The sequence below is a fragment of the Clostridium sp. AM29-11AC genome, assembly GCF_003480545.1.
Taxonomy (GTDB): Bacteria; Bacillota; Clostridia; order Lachnospirales; family Lachnospiraceae; genus Otoolea; species Otoolea saccharolyticum_A.
Genome location: NZ_QUJI01000005.1, coordinates 44,327 through 61,734, shown reverse-complemented (window position 1 = coordinate 61,734; position 17,408 = coordinate 44,327). Strand labels below are relative to the sequence as shown.

General features: G+C 52.0%; 16 protein-coding genes. 15 read left to right on the top strand and 1 reads right to left on the bottom strand.

The genetic code is table 11. The annotated features are described in order from the left end of the window. The first annotated feature begins 62 nt into the window (after positions 1 to 62). The 5 genes from murA (at position 63) to sigE (ending at position 5,873) form a co-directional block, all read left to right on the top strand. Positions 63 to 1,388 (top strand): UDP-N-acetylglucosamine 1-carboxyvinyltransferase, encoded by a 1,326-nt coding sequence (murA, locus tag DW757_RS05485; protein ID WP_118751203.1) that lies wholly within the window; start codon positions 63 to 65, stop codon positions 1,386 to 1,388. Positions 1,389 to 1,412: 24 nt separating this feature from the next. Continuing rightward, the gene (locus tag DW757_RS05480; protein WP_008398746.1) at positions 1,413 to 2,138 is read left to right on the top strand and encodes a cell division protein FtsQ; all 726 of its coding nucleotides are present in this window, start codon (positions 1,413 to 1,415) and stop codon (positions 2,136 to 2,138) included. A 154-nt stretch (positions 2,139 to 2,292) separates the two neighbouring features. Next, the gene (ftsZ, locus tag DW757_RS05475; protein WP_021966008.1) at positions 2,293 to 3,528 is read left to right on the top strand and encodes a cell division protein FtsZ; all 1,236 of its coding nucleotides are present in this window, start codon (positions 2,293 to 2,295) and stop codon (positions 3,526 to 3,528) included. 436 nt (positions 3,529 to 3,964) lie between these two features. Beyond that, a complete protein-coding gene (locus tag DW757_RS05470) occupies positions 3,965 to 5,143 on the top strand; it encodes a sigma-E processing peptidase SpoIIGA (RefSeq protein WP_118751202.1) in 1,179 nt (392 codons plus the stop codon). Beyond that, a complete protein-coding gene (gene sigE, locus DW757_RS05465; protein ID WP_008398753.1) occupies positions 5,133 to 5,873 on the top strand; it encodes an RNA polymerase sporulation sigma factor SigE in 741 nt (246 codons plus the stop codon). The genes DW757_RS05470 and sigE overlap by 11 nt, the downstream gene beginning before the upstream one ends. A 98-nt stretch (positions 5,874 to 5,971) precedes the next feature. Here sigE and sigG read toward each other — a convergent pair whose 3' ends face one another. Next, positions 5,972 to 6,748 (bottom strand): RNA polymerase sporulation sigma factor SigG, encoded by a 777-nt coding sequence (sigG, locus tag DW757_RS05460; protein WP_015574814.1) that lies wholly within the window; start codon positions 6,746 to 6,748, stop codon positions 5,972 to 5,974. A 548-nt stretch (positions 6,749 to 7,296) separates the two neighbouring features. Between sigG and DW757_RS05455 the strand changes: the two genes are divergently transcribed. The 10 genes from DW757_RS05455 (at position 7,297) to efp (ending at position 17,191) form a co-directional block, all read left to right on the top strand. Continuing rightward, a complete protein-coding gene (locus DW757_RS05455) occupies positions 7,297 to 8,229 on the top strand; it encodes an alpha/beta hydrolase (RefSeq protein WP_118751201.1) in 933 nt (310 codons plus the stop codon). Between the two features lie 245 nt (positions 8,230 to 8,474). Continuing rightward, positions 8,475 to 10,076, top strand: a complete 1,602-nt coding sequence (locus tag DW757_RS05450) for a peptide chain release factor 3 (RefSeq protein WP_118751200.1) — start codon at positions 8,475 to 8,477, stop codon at positions 10,074 to 10,076. A gap of 122 nt (positions 10,077 to 10,198) precedes the next feature. Then, positions 10,199 to 10,645 carry a GatB/YqeY domain-containing protein gene (locus DW757_RS05445; protein ID WP_008398759.1) on the top strand — a complete coding sequence of 149 codons (447 nt, stop codon included), beginning with the start codon at positions 10,199 to 10,201 and terminating at the stop codon, positions 10,643 to 10,645. A gap of 94 nt (positions 10,646 to 10,739) precedes the next feature. After that, entirely contained in the window at positions 10,740 to 12,143 is a 1,404-nt protein-coding gene (gene pepV, locus DW757_RS05440) for a dipeptidase PepV (RefSeq protein WP_118751199.1), read from the top strand. 311 nt (positions 12,144 to 12,454) lie between these two features. Beyond that, positions 12,455 to 13,483 carry an FAD-binding protein gene (locus tag DW757_RS05435; RefSeq protein WP_118751198.1) on the top strand — a complete coding sequence of 343 codons (1,029 nt, stop codon included), beginning with the start codon at positions 12,455 to 12,457 and terminating at the stop codon, positions 13,481 to 13,483. Positions 13,484 to 13,547: 64 nt separating this feature from the next. Next, a complete protein-coding gene (locus DW757_RS05430) occupies positions 13,548 to 13,796 on the top strand; it encodes a YlmC/YmxH family sporulation protein (protein ID WP_021965823.1) in 249 nt (82 codons plus the stop codon). Between the two features lie 68 nt (positions 13,797 to 13,864). Beyond that, positions 13,865 to 14,320, top strand: coding sequence for a transcriptional regulator NrdR (gene nrdR / locus DW757_RS05425; protein WP_021965822.1), 456 nt, complete (start codon positions 13,865 to 13,867; stop codon positions 14,318 to 14,320). A gap of 45 nt (positions 14,321 to 14,365) precedes the next feature. Continuing rightward, a complete protein-coding gene (locus tag DW757_RS05420) occupies positions 14,366 to 14,881 on the top strand; it encodes a YqeG family HAD IIIA-type phosphatase (RefSeq protein ID WP_044931678.1) in 516 nt (171 codons plus the stop codon). Between the two features lie 76 nt (positions 14,882 to 14,957). Then, positions 14,958 to 16,466: a shikimate dehydrogenase gene (gene aroE, locus DW757_RS05415; RefSeq protein WP_118751197.1), complete on the top strand. Its 1,509-nt coding sequence runs from the start codon at positions 14,958 to 14,960 to the stop codon at positions 16,464 to 16,466. A 167-nt stretch (positions 16,467 to 16,633) separates the two neighbouring features. Continuing rightward, on the top strand, positions 16,634 to 17,191 hold the full coding sequence (efp, locus tag DW757_RS05410) for an elongation factor P (protein ID WP_008398767.1): 558 nt from the start codon (positions 16,634 to 16,636) through the stop codon (positions 17,189 to 17,191). Positions 17,192 to 17,408: the final 217 nt, after the last annotated feature.

The following is a 17,408-nucleotide window of genomic DNA, read 5'->3' as shown; positions in this document are numbered from 1 at the left end:
TAGTCACAGGGACACTCTCTATGCCATAAAATATTATATAGAAGGCATACGGGAGGTTTGGCTTGTCTGCGATAGAAATTCTGGGCAATGGCCCGCTGAGTGGTGAAATAGAGGTACAGGGTTCTAAAAATGCCGTTCTGCCTATGATGGCGGCAGCGGTTCTGGGAAACGGAATTACGGTAATTGAAAATGTCCCCAAAATACAGGATGTCTGCTGTATGATGGGGATTCTTAATTCTCTGGGCTGTGTCTGCTCTCTGAAAGAAAACAGGCTGACGGTGGATTCGTCAGGAGCTTCAGGGACATGTATCAGAAAAGAGGACATGGAAAAAATGCGTTCCTCTGTCATACTTCTGGCTCCGCTTCTGGCAAGGCAGGGGGAGGCCTGCATCTATTATCCGGGAGGCTGCATGATCGGGAAAAGGCCCATTGACCTGCATCTGTTCGCCCTGGGCCGGTTTGGAGCAGAGATTATGGAGGACAGGGAGACGGGGAGAGTGAAAGCGAAGGTAAGCGGGCGCTCTGCCTGCCTGAGGGGAGCCTTTGTGGAGTTTCCCTATCCCAGCGTCGGCGCTACGGAAAATGCCATATTTGCGGCAGTGGCGGCAGACGGTGAGAGTTTTCTTTCCGGCTGCGCCAGAGAGCCGGAAATTACTGCTCTGTGCCACATGCTGAACCGGATGGGAGCCAGGATCCTGGGGGTGGGAACCAGCCATCTGCGGATTTCAGGAGGCCTGCCTCTCCACGGCTGTACGGTGCGGGCAGACGGCGACCGGATTGTGGCGGGAACCTACCTGATGGCAGCTGCTGCTTCCATGGGAGAGATTCAGATTAATGGAATTCGCTCGGAGGAACTGAAAGGTGTGACAGAGCTTCTGAAGGAAGCAGGAGCCTTCATCTACACAGAGAAAGATCGGATTTTCCTCCGTTCTCCAAGGCCCCTCGGACAGATGCGCACAGTGACAGGACCGTATCCTGCTTTTCCAACGGATCTGCAGTCTCCTCTTATGACTCTCTTATGCGTATCAAAGGGAGGAGAAATCAGGGAAACGGTATTTGAGAGCCGCTTTAAAACTGCCGGAGAGCTGAATAAAATGGGAGCTTCCATTCGCCTGGAAGGTGACAGGGCCTTTGTGCGCGGAGGCAGAAGGCTCTTCGGATGCCGGGTAAAGGCCTGCGATCTGCGAGGAGGGGCTGCCCTGGTGACGGCCGGGCTGACCGCTTCAGGGATAACGGTGGTGGAGGATGCGGAGTATATTAAAAGGGGTTATGAAAATATCTGCCGCGACTTGAGTCAGCTGGGCGGACGGCTCAGATATATGGAAAGGGACATCACGGCACCTGGCAGAAAAGAGCAGCCGTCAAAGGAAGACAGGGAAGTGAAGTAAAAAGGGACAGCAGGAGGTACAAAGGTGAGAACATATTTCAGACGCAGAAAAAAAACAGGCCTGATCGCCGCCCTTGCGGTGCTTGCAGTTCTGGTGATCACGGCTGTTTCTCTGCGCATTACAGATGTGACTGTCAGCGGAACGACAAGGTATACGCCGGAGCAGATCGAACAGACGATTTTTGACTCGTCACTGAGCAGAAATACAGCTTACTGTTATTTCCAGTACAGGTTCCGGCCTCATAAGACCATCCCTTTTGTGGAAGACTATAAAATAGTATTCAGAAGTCCCAATGAGGTGGAAATCATCGTATATGAGAAGAGCCTGGTCGGATACGTTTCCTATATGAACAGCAATATGTACTTTGACAAGGACGGAATTATCGTGGAGAGTACCAGCGAAACGCTTCCCGGCATACCGAAAATCCAGGGACTGAAATTCGGCCATGTGGTGCTTCACAAGCCTCTCCCCGTGGAGAACCAGAATATTTTCGAGGATATTCTGAATCTGACGCAGGTGCTGTCCCTCTATGAGATACCGACCGACGGAATCCGCTACCGGGAAAACGGGGAAGCGGTTCTCACAGTCAAGAATCTCCGCGTGGAGCTGGGAAGCGAGTCGGAAATAAACGGAAAAATTTCCGAACTGCATGACATTATCGAGGAGTATCCGGATTTGGACGGAACTCTCTACCTGGATACCTATGACGAGACGAATACCAACCCCATGTACCGCTTCCAAAAAGACTGATTGGTCCAAGAAAGTTATAAATTTGGCAAAATAACAGTTGATATTTTTGGTAAAATAAAATATAGTATTAGATAGGCTAGAATCAGATAAGCGCAGGAATGAGCAAAACATAAGCTAAAACCCGATAGAGATGTGAGTGAAGGAGGAAGTTTTCTTGTTAGAGATTAAGATAAATGAGTCAGAGAATGCAGCCAGAATCATTGTAGTTGGCGTAGGCGGAGCAGGAAACAACGCAGTGAACCGTATGATCGAGGAAAATATCGCAGGTGTTGAGTTTATTGGAATCAATACAGACAAACAGGCGCTTCAGTTCTGCAAGGCCTCCACAGCCATGCAGATCGGAGAGAAGCTGACCAAGGGACTTGGAGCAGGCGCAAGACCTGAGATCGGGGAGAAGGCTGCCGAGGAGAATCAGGAGGAGTTAGCCCAGGCGTTAAAGGGTGCAGATATGGTATTTGTCACCTGCGGTATGGGCGGCGGCACAGGTACAGGCGCGGCTCCCGTTGTGGCAAAGATTGCGAAAGATATGGGAATCCTGACAGTCGGAGTTGTCACAAAGCCATTCCGCTTCGAGGCAAAGACACGTATGAACAATGCGATTCAGGGCATTGAAAAGTTAAAGAGCTGCGTGGATACCCTGATTGTCATTCCAAATGACAAGCTGCTTGAGATTGTTGACAGAAGGACAACCATGCCGGATGCATTAAAGAAGGCAGACGAGGTGCTTCAGCAGGCGGTACAGGGAATCACGGATCTGATCAATATTCCAGGCCTTATCAATCTGGACTTTGCGGATGTACAGACTGTTATGGTTGACAAGGGAATCGCTCACATCGGAATCGGACATGCCAAGGGAGACGACAAGGCTATCGAGGCTGTGAAGCAGGCAGTTTCCAGCCCGCTTCTCGAGACTACCATCGAGAATGCATCCCACGTGATCATCAATATTTCCGGCGATATCAGCCTTATTGAGGCAAATGAGGCTGCTTCCTATGTTCAGGAACTTGCAGGCGATGACGCCAACATTATTTTCGGCGCCATGTACGATGAGAACGCTCAGGACGAGGCCACAATTACAGTTATCGCCACAGGATTAAATGATCAGAATGCAGCGACTCCTGTTGCCAAGGCTATGACCAGCTTCGGAACGAACCCGTTCCAGAAAAAGCAGGCGCCTGTTCAGCCGGCAGGAGCAGGAAGAGAGGCTGCCACGACAGCACAGCCGGCTTCCCAGAGCTTTCACCAGCCAGCAGCCGGATATAAGGCTCCCACATCTGTGAATCAGGCAGGCCAGCAGGCTCCGGCGCAGAATCCTGCCCCGACTCCTTCCTACAGACCTATGGGACAGACACAGATCAATATTCCGGATTTCTTAAAGCATAAGAGATAAAGCCGGCATAAGGCAGTAAAATAGAGAAAAAATCAGGAAAGAGCTTTCATTTCGCAGTGAGATGGAGGCTCTTTTTTCATAATTATAGGAAATTCCTCTCAATTTCCTGTAATACAAAAAGCCCTGCCGGGCGGGATGCGTACGCCGCGCGGCGGACAGAAAAATAATTTTCTATATAATTCTTTTTGTTCTATTTATTTATATAATCTGAGCAAATCCGACAAAATCAGAAACAAAGTACAGAACTCTCTGGGTGAAGGAAAGCAGGAGGCATACTCCGACGGACCCTGAATAGGTGAGAGGTCATTGGCCGGAGAAGGGAAAAAATCCGGGGGGAATCCAGCCGAAATATGGCGATAAAAAAAGAGGATTATCCTGCACACTTTGACAAATTACGAAGGGGAAAGTTTTTATAATAGGTTGTGTCAGACGGGAGGTGAGGCGGCTGGCAGCAGAATATACGCTGTACCTGGACGTGATATTTCTTCAAAATTTTTTGATGAATGTCTTCGTTCTCACGCTGACAGGGAGGATGATGAGGCAAACCTGCAGGGCCGGACGGATTGCGGCGGGAGGAGCAGCAGGGGCGCTGTGGGCCTGCGGCGGAATTTTTCTGCCGCTTTCTTTTCCGATGAAGGCGGCCCTTACCTGCGGGCCTGTGAGCTTACTCATGGTCTTTCTGGCTTTCAGGGAGAGACATCCGGTCAGACTTTTAAAAGGAACGGCGGCACTGTACCTGACAGCCGTTCTTATGGCAGGAGGGCTGGAGCTTGTCAAGGGCCTTTCCGCCAGAGTGTACAATTATGAAAATCCCGCAAACCCCAGGCAGCAGAAACTGCCTTTTTATGTGCTTTTTTTTGCGGCAGCGGCAGTATTCTTCTTTATCTGCTTCCTGCTTGAAGCGGTTAGGGAGGAACGGAGGAGAAGAAGCTATATGGCAGGTGCCACGATTTTTTTCCAGGGGAGAAGTCTTCAGGTGCAGGCATTTCTCGATACAGGAAACCAGCTGACCGATCCCGTATCAGGACGGCCTGTGAGCGTTATCTGGGCCGGAGCTTTGGAGGGATTTTTTGACGGAGCGCCGGGGGTGACTCTTATTCCCTACAGGAGCGTGGGAAAAGAAAGCGGACTCCTGCCGGCAGTGAAGGCTGACTGTATCTGTATCGAACTGGAGGGAAAGTGCAGAGAGCTTAAAAATCCTCTCATCGCCGTCTCGCAGGCTCCTCTGTCGTCAGACGGAAGCTATGAAATGCTTCTGCATGAGGCATTCTGGGAGAAGGCAGTCAGGTCTGAGAAGTCCTGCCACGGGGGAGACGCCAGGACGGGGAAGACAGAGAAAGACAAAAGCAGGCAGACGGAAGGCGGACAGGAGACAGAAAAATCGGAAAATAATTGGGCAGGCAGCGAAAGGCTCACAGAGCCTGAGACATACGAAAAAACGGGAAAGGAAACAGAAAGAAAAAATGATGCAGTGGGAAAAAATGGAACACAAAAAGGCGGCTCTGAGGGAAAGACAGGACTGGAAAACAGCAGGAGCCCGCAGAATGAGGACGGCGGCAAAAGCGGGCGCAAGGAGCCTGAGAATCAGTCAGGAGGAGAGAAATATGGTGATTAAGGTTGCAATATCGAACCGGTTTCGGCTGAAGACAGTCCCTTCATTTAAAACTCTGCTTATGCAGAAGGAAGGGGAAATCCACTACATAGGAGGGGCAGACATTCTGCCGGCTCCCCTGGACAGCAAGGAGGAGGCAGAGGTTTTAGGTGAGCTGGGCACGGAAAAGGACAGGGAGGCTAAATCCAGGCTGATTGAGCACAACCTCAGGCTGGTGGTCTACATAGCAAAGAAGTTTGACAACACAAGCGTGGGTGTGGAGGATCTGATTTCCATCGGAACCATCGGGCTTATTAAAGCCATCAATACCTTTAACACGGGAAAGAATATTAAGCTGGCCACCTACGCATCGCGCTGTATCGAAAATGAGATTCTGATGTATCTAAGGCGGAACAATAAGACGAAGCTGGAGGTCTCCATCGACGAGCCCCTCAATGTGGACTGGGACGGAAATGAGCTTCTGCTCTCCGATATTCTGGGAACAGATGAGGATGTGATCTACAGGGATCTGGAGGATGAGATAGAGAGGAACCTTTTGAACACAGCTATCAGCAGGCTGAATCCCAGGGAAAAGAAAATCGTGGAGCTGAGGTTCGGGCTGAACAGTGAAAATGGGGAGGAGATGACGCAGAAGGAAGTGGCGGATCTGCTGGGAATCTCGCAGTCCTATATTTCCAGGCTGGAAAAGAAGATTATGAAGCGGCTTAAAAAAGAGATTGTGAAGTATGAGTAGAGGAAGCGATGAACAGAAAGCGGCTACATGAGCAAAAAACTATGAGCAGTCTGGGCAGCGGATGGAGCAGGAATTCTCTCCATCCGCTGCCGTATTTTTTAACTCAGGTAGTTTTTCATGGCTTTCAGGGCATTTTTTTCCAGGCGGCTGACCTGGGCCTGGCTGATATGAATTTCCTCTGCCACCTCGGTCTGTGTTTTTCCCTCAAAAAAGCGCATGCCGATGATGTGGCGTTCCCTTTCGGGTAGCCGTCTCATGGCTTCGCTCAGGGAAATGTCCTCGATCCAGTTCTCCTCAGAGTTTTTCTTATCGCTGAGCTGATCCATCACATAGAGCGGATCCCCGCCGTCGGTGTACACAGGTTCATAGAGACTTACCGGACTCTGGATGGCATCCAGGGCATAGGTAATATCCTCCTTGCTGACACCCACCTCCTCGGCAATTTCGCAGAGTGTCGGCTCCTTTAAATTCTTCTTCATCAGACTTTCCCTGGCATAGATGGCCTTGTAGGCCGTGTCCCGCAGAGAGCGGCTGACCCGGATGGAATTATTGTCCCTGAGATAGCGTTTTACCTCGCCTAAAATCATGGGAACTGCGTAGGTGGAGAAACGGACATTCTGTGTTATATCAAAATTATCGATGGCTTTGATCAGGCCGATGCAGCCGATCTGAAACAGATCATCCACATTTTCGCTGCTGCCGGAAAAGCGCTGGATGACACTGAGAACCAGCCGGAGATTTCCTTTGATGTACTGTTCTCTGGCTTCCCTGTCACCCTTTAGAATACGGGCAAAGAGCTCTTCCTTTTCCTCGTTGGTCAAAAGCGGCAGCTTCGCTGTATTGACGCCGCAGATTTCAACTTTGTTAAGTGCCATAAAGAGTATCCTCCTTACATTATTCGCAGCCGTTCTTCCCTCCGGCTTTTTACAAAGGAGCCTGCGCAGAAGGAAGTCCAAACGGCAGCAAGTTTTCATCTGCTATCATGATTTACCTCTTTGGGCGGCAATATACTGAAAAAGAGGAAATTAAAAAAACTTTTAGCCCTTGACAGGGAAACGCTCCTCCTCAGTCTCCGTTTCCATTTCGGACAAGGTATGGTATAATGGCTGCGAAGCAGGCATTATACCTGCGCCGAGCCGCTGGCGCCCGAAGGGAGCCAAAACACCACTGCGGCGAGTGCGCATCCCTCGGAGAGAATAGCATATCCGGAGGATATGGTATAATGGCTGCGAAGCAGGCATTATACCTGCGCATACCGGTTTCAGCATTCACTGCTGAAAACCGGGCGCTAAGTTCCGCCGGAGGCTGCCATATCCGGAGGATATGGTATAATGGCTGCGAAGCAGGCATTATACCTGCGCCGAGCCGCTGGCGCCCGAAGGGAGCCAAAACACCACTGCGGCGAGGAGAAAGGAAATCAGAGATGAGAGTCGAACAGATACAGATTCAGATAGAAAAAAACGGAGCATTTAAAATCACAGACAAGACGGCGGTGCTCACGGCCTACCTTCAGGATTCGGGAAGGGAGTGCAGGATAAAGGAACGGCCTGCAGTTATTATCTGCCCGGGCGGAGGCTATGAGTTCTGCTCCTTCAGAGAAGGGGAGCCGGTGGCTCTGGAGCTTCTGTCCAAGGGATACCAGGTATTTGTGCTGGACTACAGCGTAGCTCCGGACAGCTTTCCGACGGCCCTCCTGGAGCTTGCCGGGGCAGTGGCCATGGTGAGGATGAAAGCCAGAGAATGGAAGGTGATTCCCGAGAAAGTGGCCGTCATGGGCTTTTCAGCAGGCGGACATCTGGCTGCCAGCCTGGCAGTGTTCTGGAATCAGGAATTTCTGGCAGCTCTTGTGAAAGGCCAGGTGCAGTATCCCAGAGGCGACGGTTTCAGAAGAAGGAAAACGGTATTTTCCGAGAGCAGCCTGGAGGAAATTTCCCTGCTCCTGCGCCCGGACCGCCTGCTTTTGAGCTATCCGGTGATCACCTTCGGAGAGTATGCCCACAGAGGTTCCTTTGATGTCCTTCTCGGAGGCAGGAAGGGGGAGGAGAGAGAGCAGTTTCTCGATCTTCTGTCTCTGGAAAAGCAGGTGGGCAGCCAGGTGCCTCCTGTATTTCTCTGGCACACCTTCACCGACGGAACGGTTCCTGTGGAAAATACGCTTCTCTTTGCAGGAGCTCTGAGAAAGGCCGGAGTAAGCGCGGAGATCCATATCTTTCCCGAGGGACGCCATGGAATTGCCCTGGCCGACGAGCGCACCGACAAGGAGACAGATGACGGAAGAGGAAGCTGCGACGTGGAGTGCTGCCATCCGTGGGTGGAGCTTGCAGAGCGGTTTCTGGACAGGTGGAGAAAAGAGTAGAGGGGATGGGAAGTTTTTCTTTCCGCCTGGGCGGTCCGGGCCGCTCTGTCAGAATCCCTTGCCCTTGACTTTCCATATATTTCATACTAGAATAAAATGGACACCGAAGGCGCTGGTGTCCATTTTTTCTGTGCAGAGACAGAAGCTGCCGGAAAAGAAGCACCGGAAACAAACTGAACGGACATCACGGGCCGGGCAGAATCCGGAAACTCAGCAGGAAAAAGACAGAACATGGAGGAACCATTTTGGCTAATACAGAAAACACCACAGAGCAGATTAAAAAGAGAAGGACATTCGCTATCATTTCCCACCCGGATGCGGGAAAGACGACGCTGACGGAGAAGTTTCTTCTCTACGGAGGGGCCATTAACCTGGCCGGTACGGTTAAGGGGCGCAAGGCTACCAAGCACGCAGTTTCAGACTGGATGGAGATTGAGAAAGAGAGAGGTATCTCCGTCACCTCCTCTGTCCTGCAGTTTAACTATGAGGGCTACTGCATCAACATTCTGGACACTCCGGGACACCAGGATTTCTCAGAGGATACCTACAGGACGCTGATGGCGGCCGACTCGGCGGTTATGGTGATTGACGCCTCCAAAGGTGTGGAGGCCCAGACTATCAAGCTGTTTAAGGTATGCCTTCTGAGAAATATTCCTATCTTTACATTCATCAATAAGATGGACCGGGAGGCGAGAGATCCCTTCGAGCTGATGGACGAGATTGAGAGCGTTCTCGGAATCAAGACCTGCCCGATCAACTGGCCCATCGGCTGCGGAAAGAACTTCAAGGGCGTTTATGACAGAAATACAAAGAAGATCACCACCTTTACGGCGGCCATGGGAGGCCAGAAGGAGGTTGCGTCCAGGGAATTTGATCTGGAGGGAACAGAGGCAGAGCAGGTGATCGGGGCGGATTACCACAGCCAGCTTCTTGATGACATCGAGCTTCTCGACGGGGCCAGCGAGCCCTTCGACATGGAGAAGGTCAGCACAGGAAAACTCTCTCCGGCCTTTTTCGGGTCTGCCCTCACAAACTTCGGAGTGGAGACTTTTCTGGAGCATTTCCTGAATATGACCACACCGCCCCTTCCGAGAAAGACCACCACAGGCCAGGTGAACCCCTTTGAAGACAATTTCACGGCCTTTGTGTTTAAAATCCAGGCAAATATGAATAAGGCCCACAGAGACCGAATTGCATTTATGCGTATCTGTTCCGGAAAGTTCGAGGCGGGCATGGAGGTCAATCACGTGCAGGGAGGCAGAAAGATCCGTCTGTCCCAGCCTCAGCAGCTGATGGCCCAGGACAGAAAGATTGTGGAGGAGGCCTACGCAGGCGATATTATCGGTGTGTTCGATCCGGGCATCTTCTCCATCGGAGACACCCTCTGCGCGTCCAATGACAAAATTCAGTTTGAGGGCATCCCTACCTTCGCACCGGAGCATTTTGCAAGGGTACGTCAGATGGACACCATGAAGAGAAAGCAGTTTATCAAGGGAGTCAATCAGATCGCCCAGGAGGGTGCAATTCAGATTTTCCAGGAGTTCAACACGGGAATGGAAGAAATCATTGTGGGCGTGGTGGGAGAGCTGCAGTTTGAGGTGCTTACCTACCGTCTGGAAAATGAGTACAATGTGGAGGTCAAGCTGGAGAAGCTGCCCTACGAATATATCCGCTGGATTGAGAATAAGAATGAGGTGGATCCGGCCAAAATTCAGGGAACCTCAGATATGAAGCGCATCAAGGACTTAAAGGGCAATCCTCTGCTCTTATTTGTCAACAGCTGGAGCGTCGGCATGGTACTGGACAGAAATCCGGGACTGGTGCTCAGCGAGTTCGGGCGCGATTAAGGCTGCCGGCAGGGCGGCAGAAAAACCGTCCCTTCTATTTTTGGCATAGAGGGACGATCACAGAGACAGTATAGTTTAAACAGCACAGTCACAGAAGCAGCAGTAAGCTGGGAGGTAGAAAAATGAGCAAGATTGATGTTGTGAGAAAAGCGATGGTGGAGGCCATGAAGGCCAAGGACAAGGCAAGGAAGGATTCCCTGTCCATGCTGCTTTCAGCTCTGAAGAATGCGGAGATTGACAAGAGAGAGCCGCTGACAGAGGATGAGGAGAATGCAGTGGTGAAAAAGGAGATCAAGCAGACCAGGGAAACCATGGAGCTGGCTCCGGCCGACAGGGAGGATATCAGGAACGAGGCTGCGGCAAGGCTTTCCGTCTATGAGGAGTTCGCTCCGGCCGATCTGACACCGGATCAGATCAGGGAGGTGATCGGGGAAGTGCTCAGGGAGCTTTCCATCGATGAGCCAAAGAAGTCCGATAAGGGCGCAGTCATGAAGGTTTTAATGCCGAGAGTAAAGGGAAAGGCTGACGGCAGGGTTGTGAATGAGGTGCTGGCAGGAATGCTGAAATAAAGACAGGCGCAGGTCAGGCCTGAGAAAGAGACAGAAATGACAGGGCAGAGTGGGGCAGCCTGGTTGGGAGGCCCCGGAAAGGGGATGACAGAAGATGTACAGAGAAGAGATCGAGAAGTATATTGACAGCCACAGAGGAGAGATGCTTGAGGATATCAAGTCCCTGTGCCGCATCAACAGCGAAAAAATGCCTTACCAGGAGGGAATGCCCTACGGAGAGGGAGCCTGCCAGGCGCTTGGAACAGCGCTTGCCATGGCTGAGGGATACGGTTTTTCCATCTGCAATTACGACAACTATGTGGGAACGGTCGACTGGGGAGGAGAGGAAAGCCAGCTTGATATTCTGGCTCATCTCGACGTGGTTCCGGCCGGAGAGGGCTGGACTGTGACAGAACCCTTTGAGCCGGTGGAGAAGGACGGAAGACTCTATGGCCGCGGTACAGCCGACGACAAGGGGCCGGCCGTTGCCGCCCTCTATGCGTTGCGGGCAGTAAAGGAGTTAGGCATTCCGTTAAAGAAGCGCGTCAGGCTGATTCTGGGAACAGATGAGGAGTGCGGCAGCAGCGATATTCAGCATTATTACGCTGTGGAGAAGGAGGCGCCGATGACCTTCTCGCCGGACGGAGCCTTCCCTGTTGTGAATATTGAGAAGGGCCATCTGGAGGGAGAATTTGAGGCAGAGTTTGAGGCTTCACAGGAGCTCCCCCGCGTGAAATCTATCAAAGCAGGCACGAAGATCAATGTGGTCCCCGGAAAGGCATTCGCTGTCTTTGAGGGGCTCGACGATGACGTGGTGAGAGCAGCGGCAGATGAGGTGGAGAAGGAGACAGGCGTTTCCTTTGAGATCATGGGAAAGGACAGCTGTCTTGAGATCACAGCCTGCGGAGCAGGGGCCCATGCGTCCACGCCTCAGGAGGGAAAGAATGCCATCACAGCGCTGCTCCTTCTGATCACAAAGCTTCCATTTGCAGCCTGCAGGCAGATAGAGGTGATAAAGGCCCTCTGCCAGCTCTTCCCCCACGGAGACACAGAGGGACGCGCCCTCGGCGTGGCTATGGAAGATGAACTGTCCGGCGCCCTCACCCTGGCCTTTGACATTCTCGAGGTGACAGAGGAGAAGATGCACGGAATGATTGACAGCCGTACTCCTCTGTGCGGCAATGAGGAGAATGTGTTAAAGCCTATAGCTGCGAAGATGGAGGAACTCGGCATCACGATGCTCACCCGCGAGATGCGTCCGCCTCACCACGTGGATGGAAATTCTGATTTCGTTAAAACCCTTCTTTCTGTCTATGAGGAGTACACGGGAAGAAAGGGCGAGTGCGTTTCCATGGGAGGCGGAACGTACGTCCATGATCTGAAAAACGGAGTGGCCTTTGGAGCCGCCCTTCCGGAAACGGACAACCGGATGCACGGAGCTGACGAGTTTGCCGTGATCGATGAGCTTCTCCTGAGTGCAAAGATTTTTGCCCAGGTAATTGCAGAACTCTGCGCTTAGGCGGGAATTCAGGAGAAAATGCCGGTTTTGCACCTGGTCTGTGCAGTCCGGGTACTTCGGTGAGTTCATAAAATATTTATAAAAATTTCCGTTTTGAGAATAAAACTTAATGAAAGTTCAATTGATTTGCCTGCTGCTTTGTGATAAACTTTTGCCTCAGAAGCGGCGGGAGGTCAGTTGGACTTTTTTTCCGCTTCTGCCATTTTTTTTCTGAAATTTTCCTGCCTGTCCGGCTATGGAAGCTGAGGGCGCAGGAAGAGAAGTCTATGTGGAAACGGAAGGGTTTCCTTTCCGGGAGAGGAGAATGAATAATGAGAAAAAAGACATATGCGGCGCTTGCTGCTGCTGTCCTTGCAGCAGGAGCGCTTGCCGGATGCAGCAGCCAAAATACAGAGAAGGGAAAGGGGACAGCGGCCAGCGAAGGCACTGAGGAGACTGGGGAGACAGCCGTCCCGTCCTCTGAGGCACAGGAGAGACAGGCAGAGGGAGCCGAGATCTCGGACGCGGACATTGTGATTGCCGGAGGAGACGCAGCGGGAATGGCTGCAGCAATTCAGGCAGTTGCCGAGGGCACGGATCCGTCTAAAATTCTGGTTCTGGAAAAGGGAGGCGCAGAGAAGTCTGCACTTTCAGGAGAGAGCTTTAACGCAGCTGACACCGATGAGCAGGCGGAGGCCGGCATCGAAGATTCTGTGGATGCCTTTATCACCGATACTATGGCGGCAGGCGGCGGAAAGAACAGCCAGGAGATGGTGGAGCATATGGCGGAGAGCGGACGGGAGGCCCTTGTCTGGCTGAGAGATCAGGGAGTGGAACTGTCAGGCGTGACACAGGCCGAGGGCTCCAGCGTAGCCAGAAGCTATCAGGCAGCGGACGGAGGGAATCTGGGAGAAGAGATAGAGGCGAAGCTTCAGGAGAAGTTTGATTCCCTGAACGTGAATGTGGCGGAAAACACAGAGCTTGCCCAGGTGCTTTACGGAGCAGACGGGGAAGTGACGGGAGTGAAGGTAAAGGGAGATAAAGGGGAGCAGGAGATTACCTGCCGGGCCCTTTTGGTGACAGATGTGGATTACATTGACCTGCTTGAGGATCTGGCAGTTTCCTATGTGACAGATGAGAGCGGGGCAAATAAGGGAATCCTGGTGGACAGCTGTGCCAATGTAGTAACCGCAGACGGAGGCGAAATTCCCGGACTTTACGGGGCTGGCGCTGTGATCGATGCGGCCCTCCACGGAGATAAGGCCCTGGCCGGAAACGAGCTGACAGGAACCATTGCGTTCGGCATGACGGCAGGCACGGAAACGGCCATCTACGCCCAGGACAATGCACCGGAGGCATAGATAAGGCACCTGTCACGGGAACCGGGCATATACTGGAATGAGGAGCCATTTTCAGGAGGAGTCCATGCGTCTTTGCGAGCTGAAGCAGAAAGAGGTTATCAATATCTGTGACTGCCGCCGTCTGGGATATGTGGGAGATGTGGACTTTGACGCCTGCACCGGCAGGATTCTGGCTCTCATTGTGCCCGGACCCGGCTGCCTGTGGGGATTTCTGGGCCGGGAGAGCGAATGGGTGATCCCATGGTGCGATATAAAGCAGATTGGGGATGACATTATTCTGGTAGAGCTGCATGAAAAAAAGGGAAAAGGCTGAAAACGGCTTGCATATCTGACCGCAGTACGTTAAAATAAAGACAATATATCACACAGGAGGAACAGAACGTGAAATGTCCATTTTGTAATGCAGCTGACACGAAGGTAATCGATTCCAGACCGGCAGACGACAACAGCTCTATCCGCCGCCGCCGTCAGTGTGAAACATGCGGAAAGAGATTTACGACTTATGAGAAGCTGGAGACCATGCCTCTCATGGTGATAAAAAAGGATAATTCCAGAGAGCTTTACGACCGCTCCAAGATAGAGGCGGGCATTCTTCATTCCTGCCATAAGCGCCCGGTATCTCCCCAGCAGATCAGCGCTACCATAGATGAGATTGAAAACCAGATTTTCAACAAGGAGGAGAGGGAGATTGAAACCTCCGCCATCGGCGAGCTGGTGATGGATAAGCTGAAGGATCTCGACGAGGTTGCCTATGTGCGCTTTGCCTCTGTTTACCGGGAGTTTAAGGATGTGGGAACCTTTATGGAGGAGCTTTCTAAGCTCCTGAAAAAAGAGTAAGGTCTGATGGACCGGATGGAGAGAAAGACTGAAAAGGTAAAACATATGTTTAAAGCATTCTACCCAAAGGAATACAGGGACTCCGCTTATGATATCCCCTACGAGAAGTTTTACAGGGAGGGGATTCGCGGAGTCATTTTCGATATAGACAATACACTCGTTCCCCACGGTGCTCCGGCGGATCAGAGGGCGAAGGAGCTTTTTTTGCGCCTTCACGGGATGGGTATGAAAACCTGCCTCCTCTCGAATAATAAGGAGCCCAGGGTGGCATCCTTTGCCAGTCAGGTGAAATCTCCCTATATTTTTAAGGGCGGAAAGCCTGGAACGAAGGGCTATCAGAGGGCCATGGAGCTTATGGGCACAGACTGCAGGACGAGCCTTTTTGTGGGAGACCAGCTGTTTACGGATGTGTATGGGGCCAACAGGGCAGGCATTTACGCAGTCCTGACAAAGCCCATCCATCCCAAAGAGGAGATTCAGATCGTGCTGAAGAGGAGGCTGGAGGCGGTGGTACTCCTCTTCTACAGGAGGGCGTGCGAAAAACAGAGAAAGCACAGCTGAGATCGAAAAAGAGCACAGCGGGAGATAAGACGGCGGCCGGCAGAAATCGCCGGGAAAGGACAGGCGGACAGGACAGATGAAAAATAATGAGAAAAACAGAGGTGCAGAGTGGGCGGCTCTGGTTAATGGGACAACCAAGGTGTGCGGGATTCTTGCAGATCCGGTGGAGCATTCCATGTCTCCTATGCTGCAGAACCTTTACGGGAACAGTACCGGGACGGACATGGTCTACGTGCCCTTTCGCGTAAAAGAGGAGGAGCTTGAGGCGGCGGTCAGAGGAGCCTTTGCCTTAAATATCAGAGGGCTGAACGTCACCGTTCCTCACAAGCAGAGTGTGATGCGTTTTCTGGATGGAATCGATGAGACGGCAAAGGCTGTGGGAGCCGTGAATACGCTGGTGCGCACAGAGGGCGGCTATAAGGGGTACAATACAGATGTTCCCGGACTTTTAAGAGCCGTGAGGGAAGCCGGAATCGAGATCAGGGGCAGAAACTGTATTCTGATCGGAGCAGGAGGGGCTGCAAAGGCGGCTGCCTACCTGCTGGCCGGCGAGGGAGCAGAGCATATTTACCTGCTGAACCGGAGCATGGACCGGGCTGCGTCCTTAGCTGACTGGATAAACGGGCAGTCGGGAGGAAGAGAACTGGTGACAGCTCTGCCTGTTTCTGAGTGGAGGAGCATTCCTGACGGCAGGTATCTGGCCATCCAGTCCACCAGCGTGGGCATGTATCCGAACACGGACAGCGCTCCAATCGAGGACAGGGAATTTTACCGCCTGATAGATGAGGCAGTGGATATTATCTATACACCTGCGGAGACGAAGTTCATGCGCCTTGTGAGGGAGGCGGGAGGCCGTGCGGTGAACGGTCTCAACATGCTGATTTACCAGGGAGTGATCTCCTACGAGCTCTGGTATCCGGGCCAGAGAGTGAACAGGGAAACCCTGGCACTTGCCAGAAGGCTGATAGAGGAGCGGCTTGCCGGAGGGAGAGCCGGGGAGCCGGCCTGTGAAGAGACGGTACAGAACAGCCGCAAGGGCGGGAATGAAAGAAATTCTCTCCCATCCCCGATTCTGCTGATCGGTTTTATGGGGGCCGGAAAGACAAGCGTGGGAAAAATCCTTGCAGAGAGGACAGGCCTTCCGTTTCTGGACACGGATCAGGAGATTGAAAAAAGAGCCGGCATGACCATACCGGAGATCTTTGAGACGAAGGGCGAGGAGGGGTTCAGGGCTGTGGAAACAGAAACGCTGAGAGCTCTCATTGAAGAGTCTGAGGAGTCAAGAAGCCCGGCTGTATTCTCCACAGGGGGAGGGCTCCCCATGAGGGAAGAAAACCGGGAGCTTTTAAGGCAGCTGGGCTTCTGCGTCTATCTGAAGACCTCAGCCGGGGAGGTGCTCTGCCGCCTGAAAGGCGATACCACCAGGCCTCTCTTGAGAGGGGACAATGTAAGAGAGAGGGCAGAGGGACTTTTAAAAGAGAGGGAGCCCTTTTATGAGGCCGCGTCAGACTGTATCGTGCTCACGGATCAGAAGACACCGGAGGAGATAGCCGAAGAAATCGAAAGCAAAATCAGGGAATTGTGATCCTGGGGCTTGGCAGCCCGCCCAGGGACATTCGGCAAAATGCTGACAATACCTGGCTTTGGCATCCCAAAGGAGCGGCAGGATTTGCAAAAAGTAGTTGAAAAACGGCATATTATAGTATAAAATGAAAAAGATTAAGAGAGATCATTCAAGGAGGAATATCATTTATGGTATCAGCTGGCGATTTTAGAAACGGCATTACAGTGGAAATCGAAGGAAATGTATTCCAGATTGTCGAGTTCCAGCACGTAAAGCCAGGCAAGGGCGCTGCATTCGTAAGAACTAAACTTAAAAATATCAAAAACGGCGGTGTTGTTGAGAAGACCTTCAGACCTACTGAGAAGTTCCCGGCAGCCAGAATTGACAGAGTAGACATGCAGTATCTGTACTCTGACGGAGATTTATTCCACTTCATGAACGTGGAGAACTATGAGCAGATCGCTCTGACAGCAGATCAGATCGGTGATGCCCTGAAGTTCGTAAAAGAGAACGACATGGTTAAGATCTGCTCCCACAATGGAGAGGTATTCTCTGTGGAGGCTCCGTTATTTGCAGAGCTTGAGATTACAGAGACAGAGCCAGGCTTCAAGGGAGATACAGCTACAGGCGCTACCAAGCCGGCGATTGTTGAGACTGGCGCTACCATCTACGTTCCGTTATTCGTAGAGATCGGCGACAAGGTAAAAATCGATACACGTACAGGCGAGTACCTGTCCAGAGTATAAGAAGAGCGAGTTCGCCCAGAGCGGACTGTCCTGCCGGGGCGCGGCTGCCATGACAGCTATTTTCCGCTCCGCGGATATGCGAAGAGGGGCCAGCGGGCGCTTCCGGTGCAGAAAGAGAAGGAAACGGAAAAAAGGAACTGTTGTAAAATATCTTCACACAGCTATTTTACAGCAGTTCTTTTGTTTAGGAGCCCGGGCGGAGCCGGTGTCTTAAGCT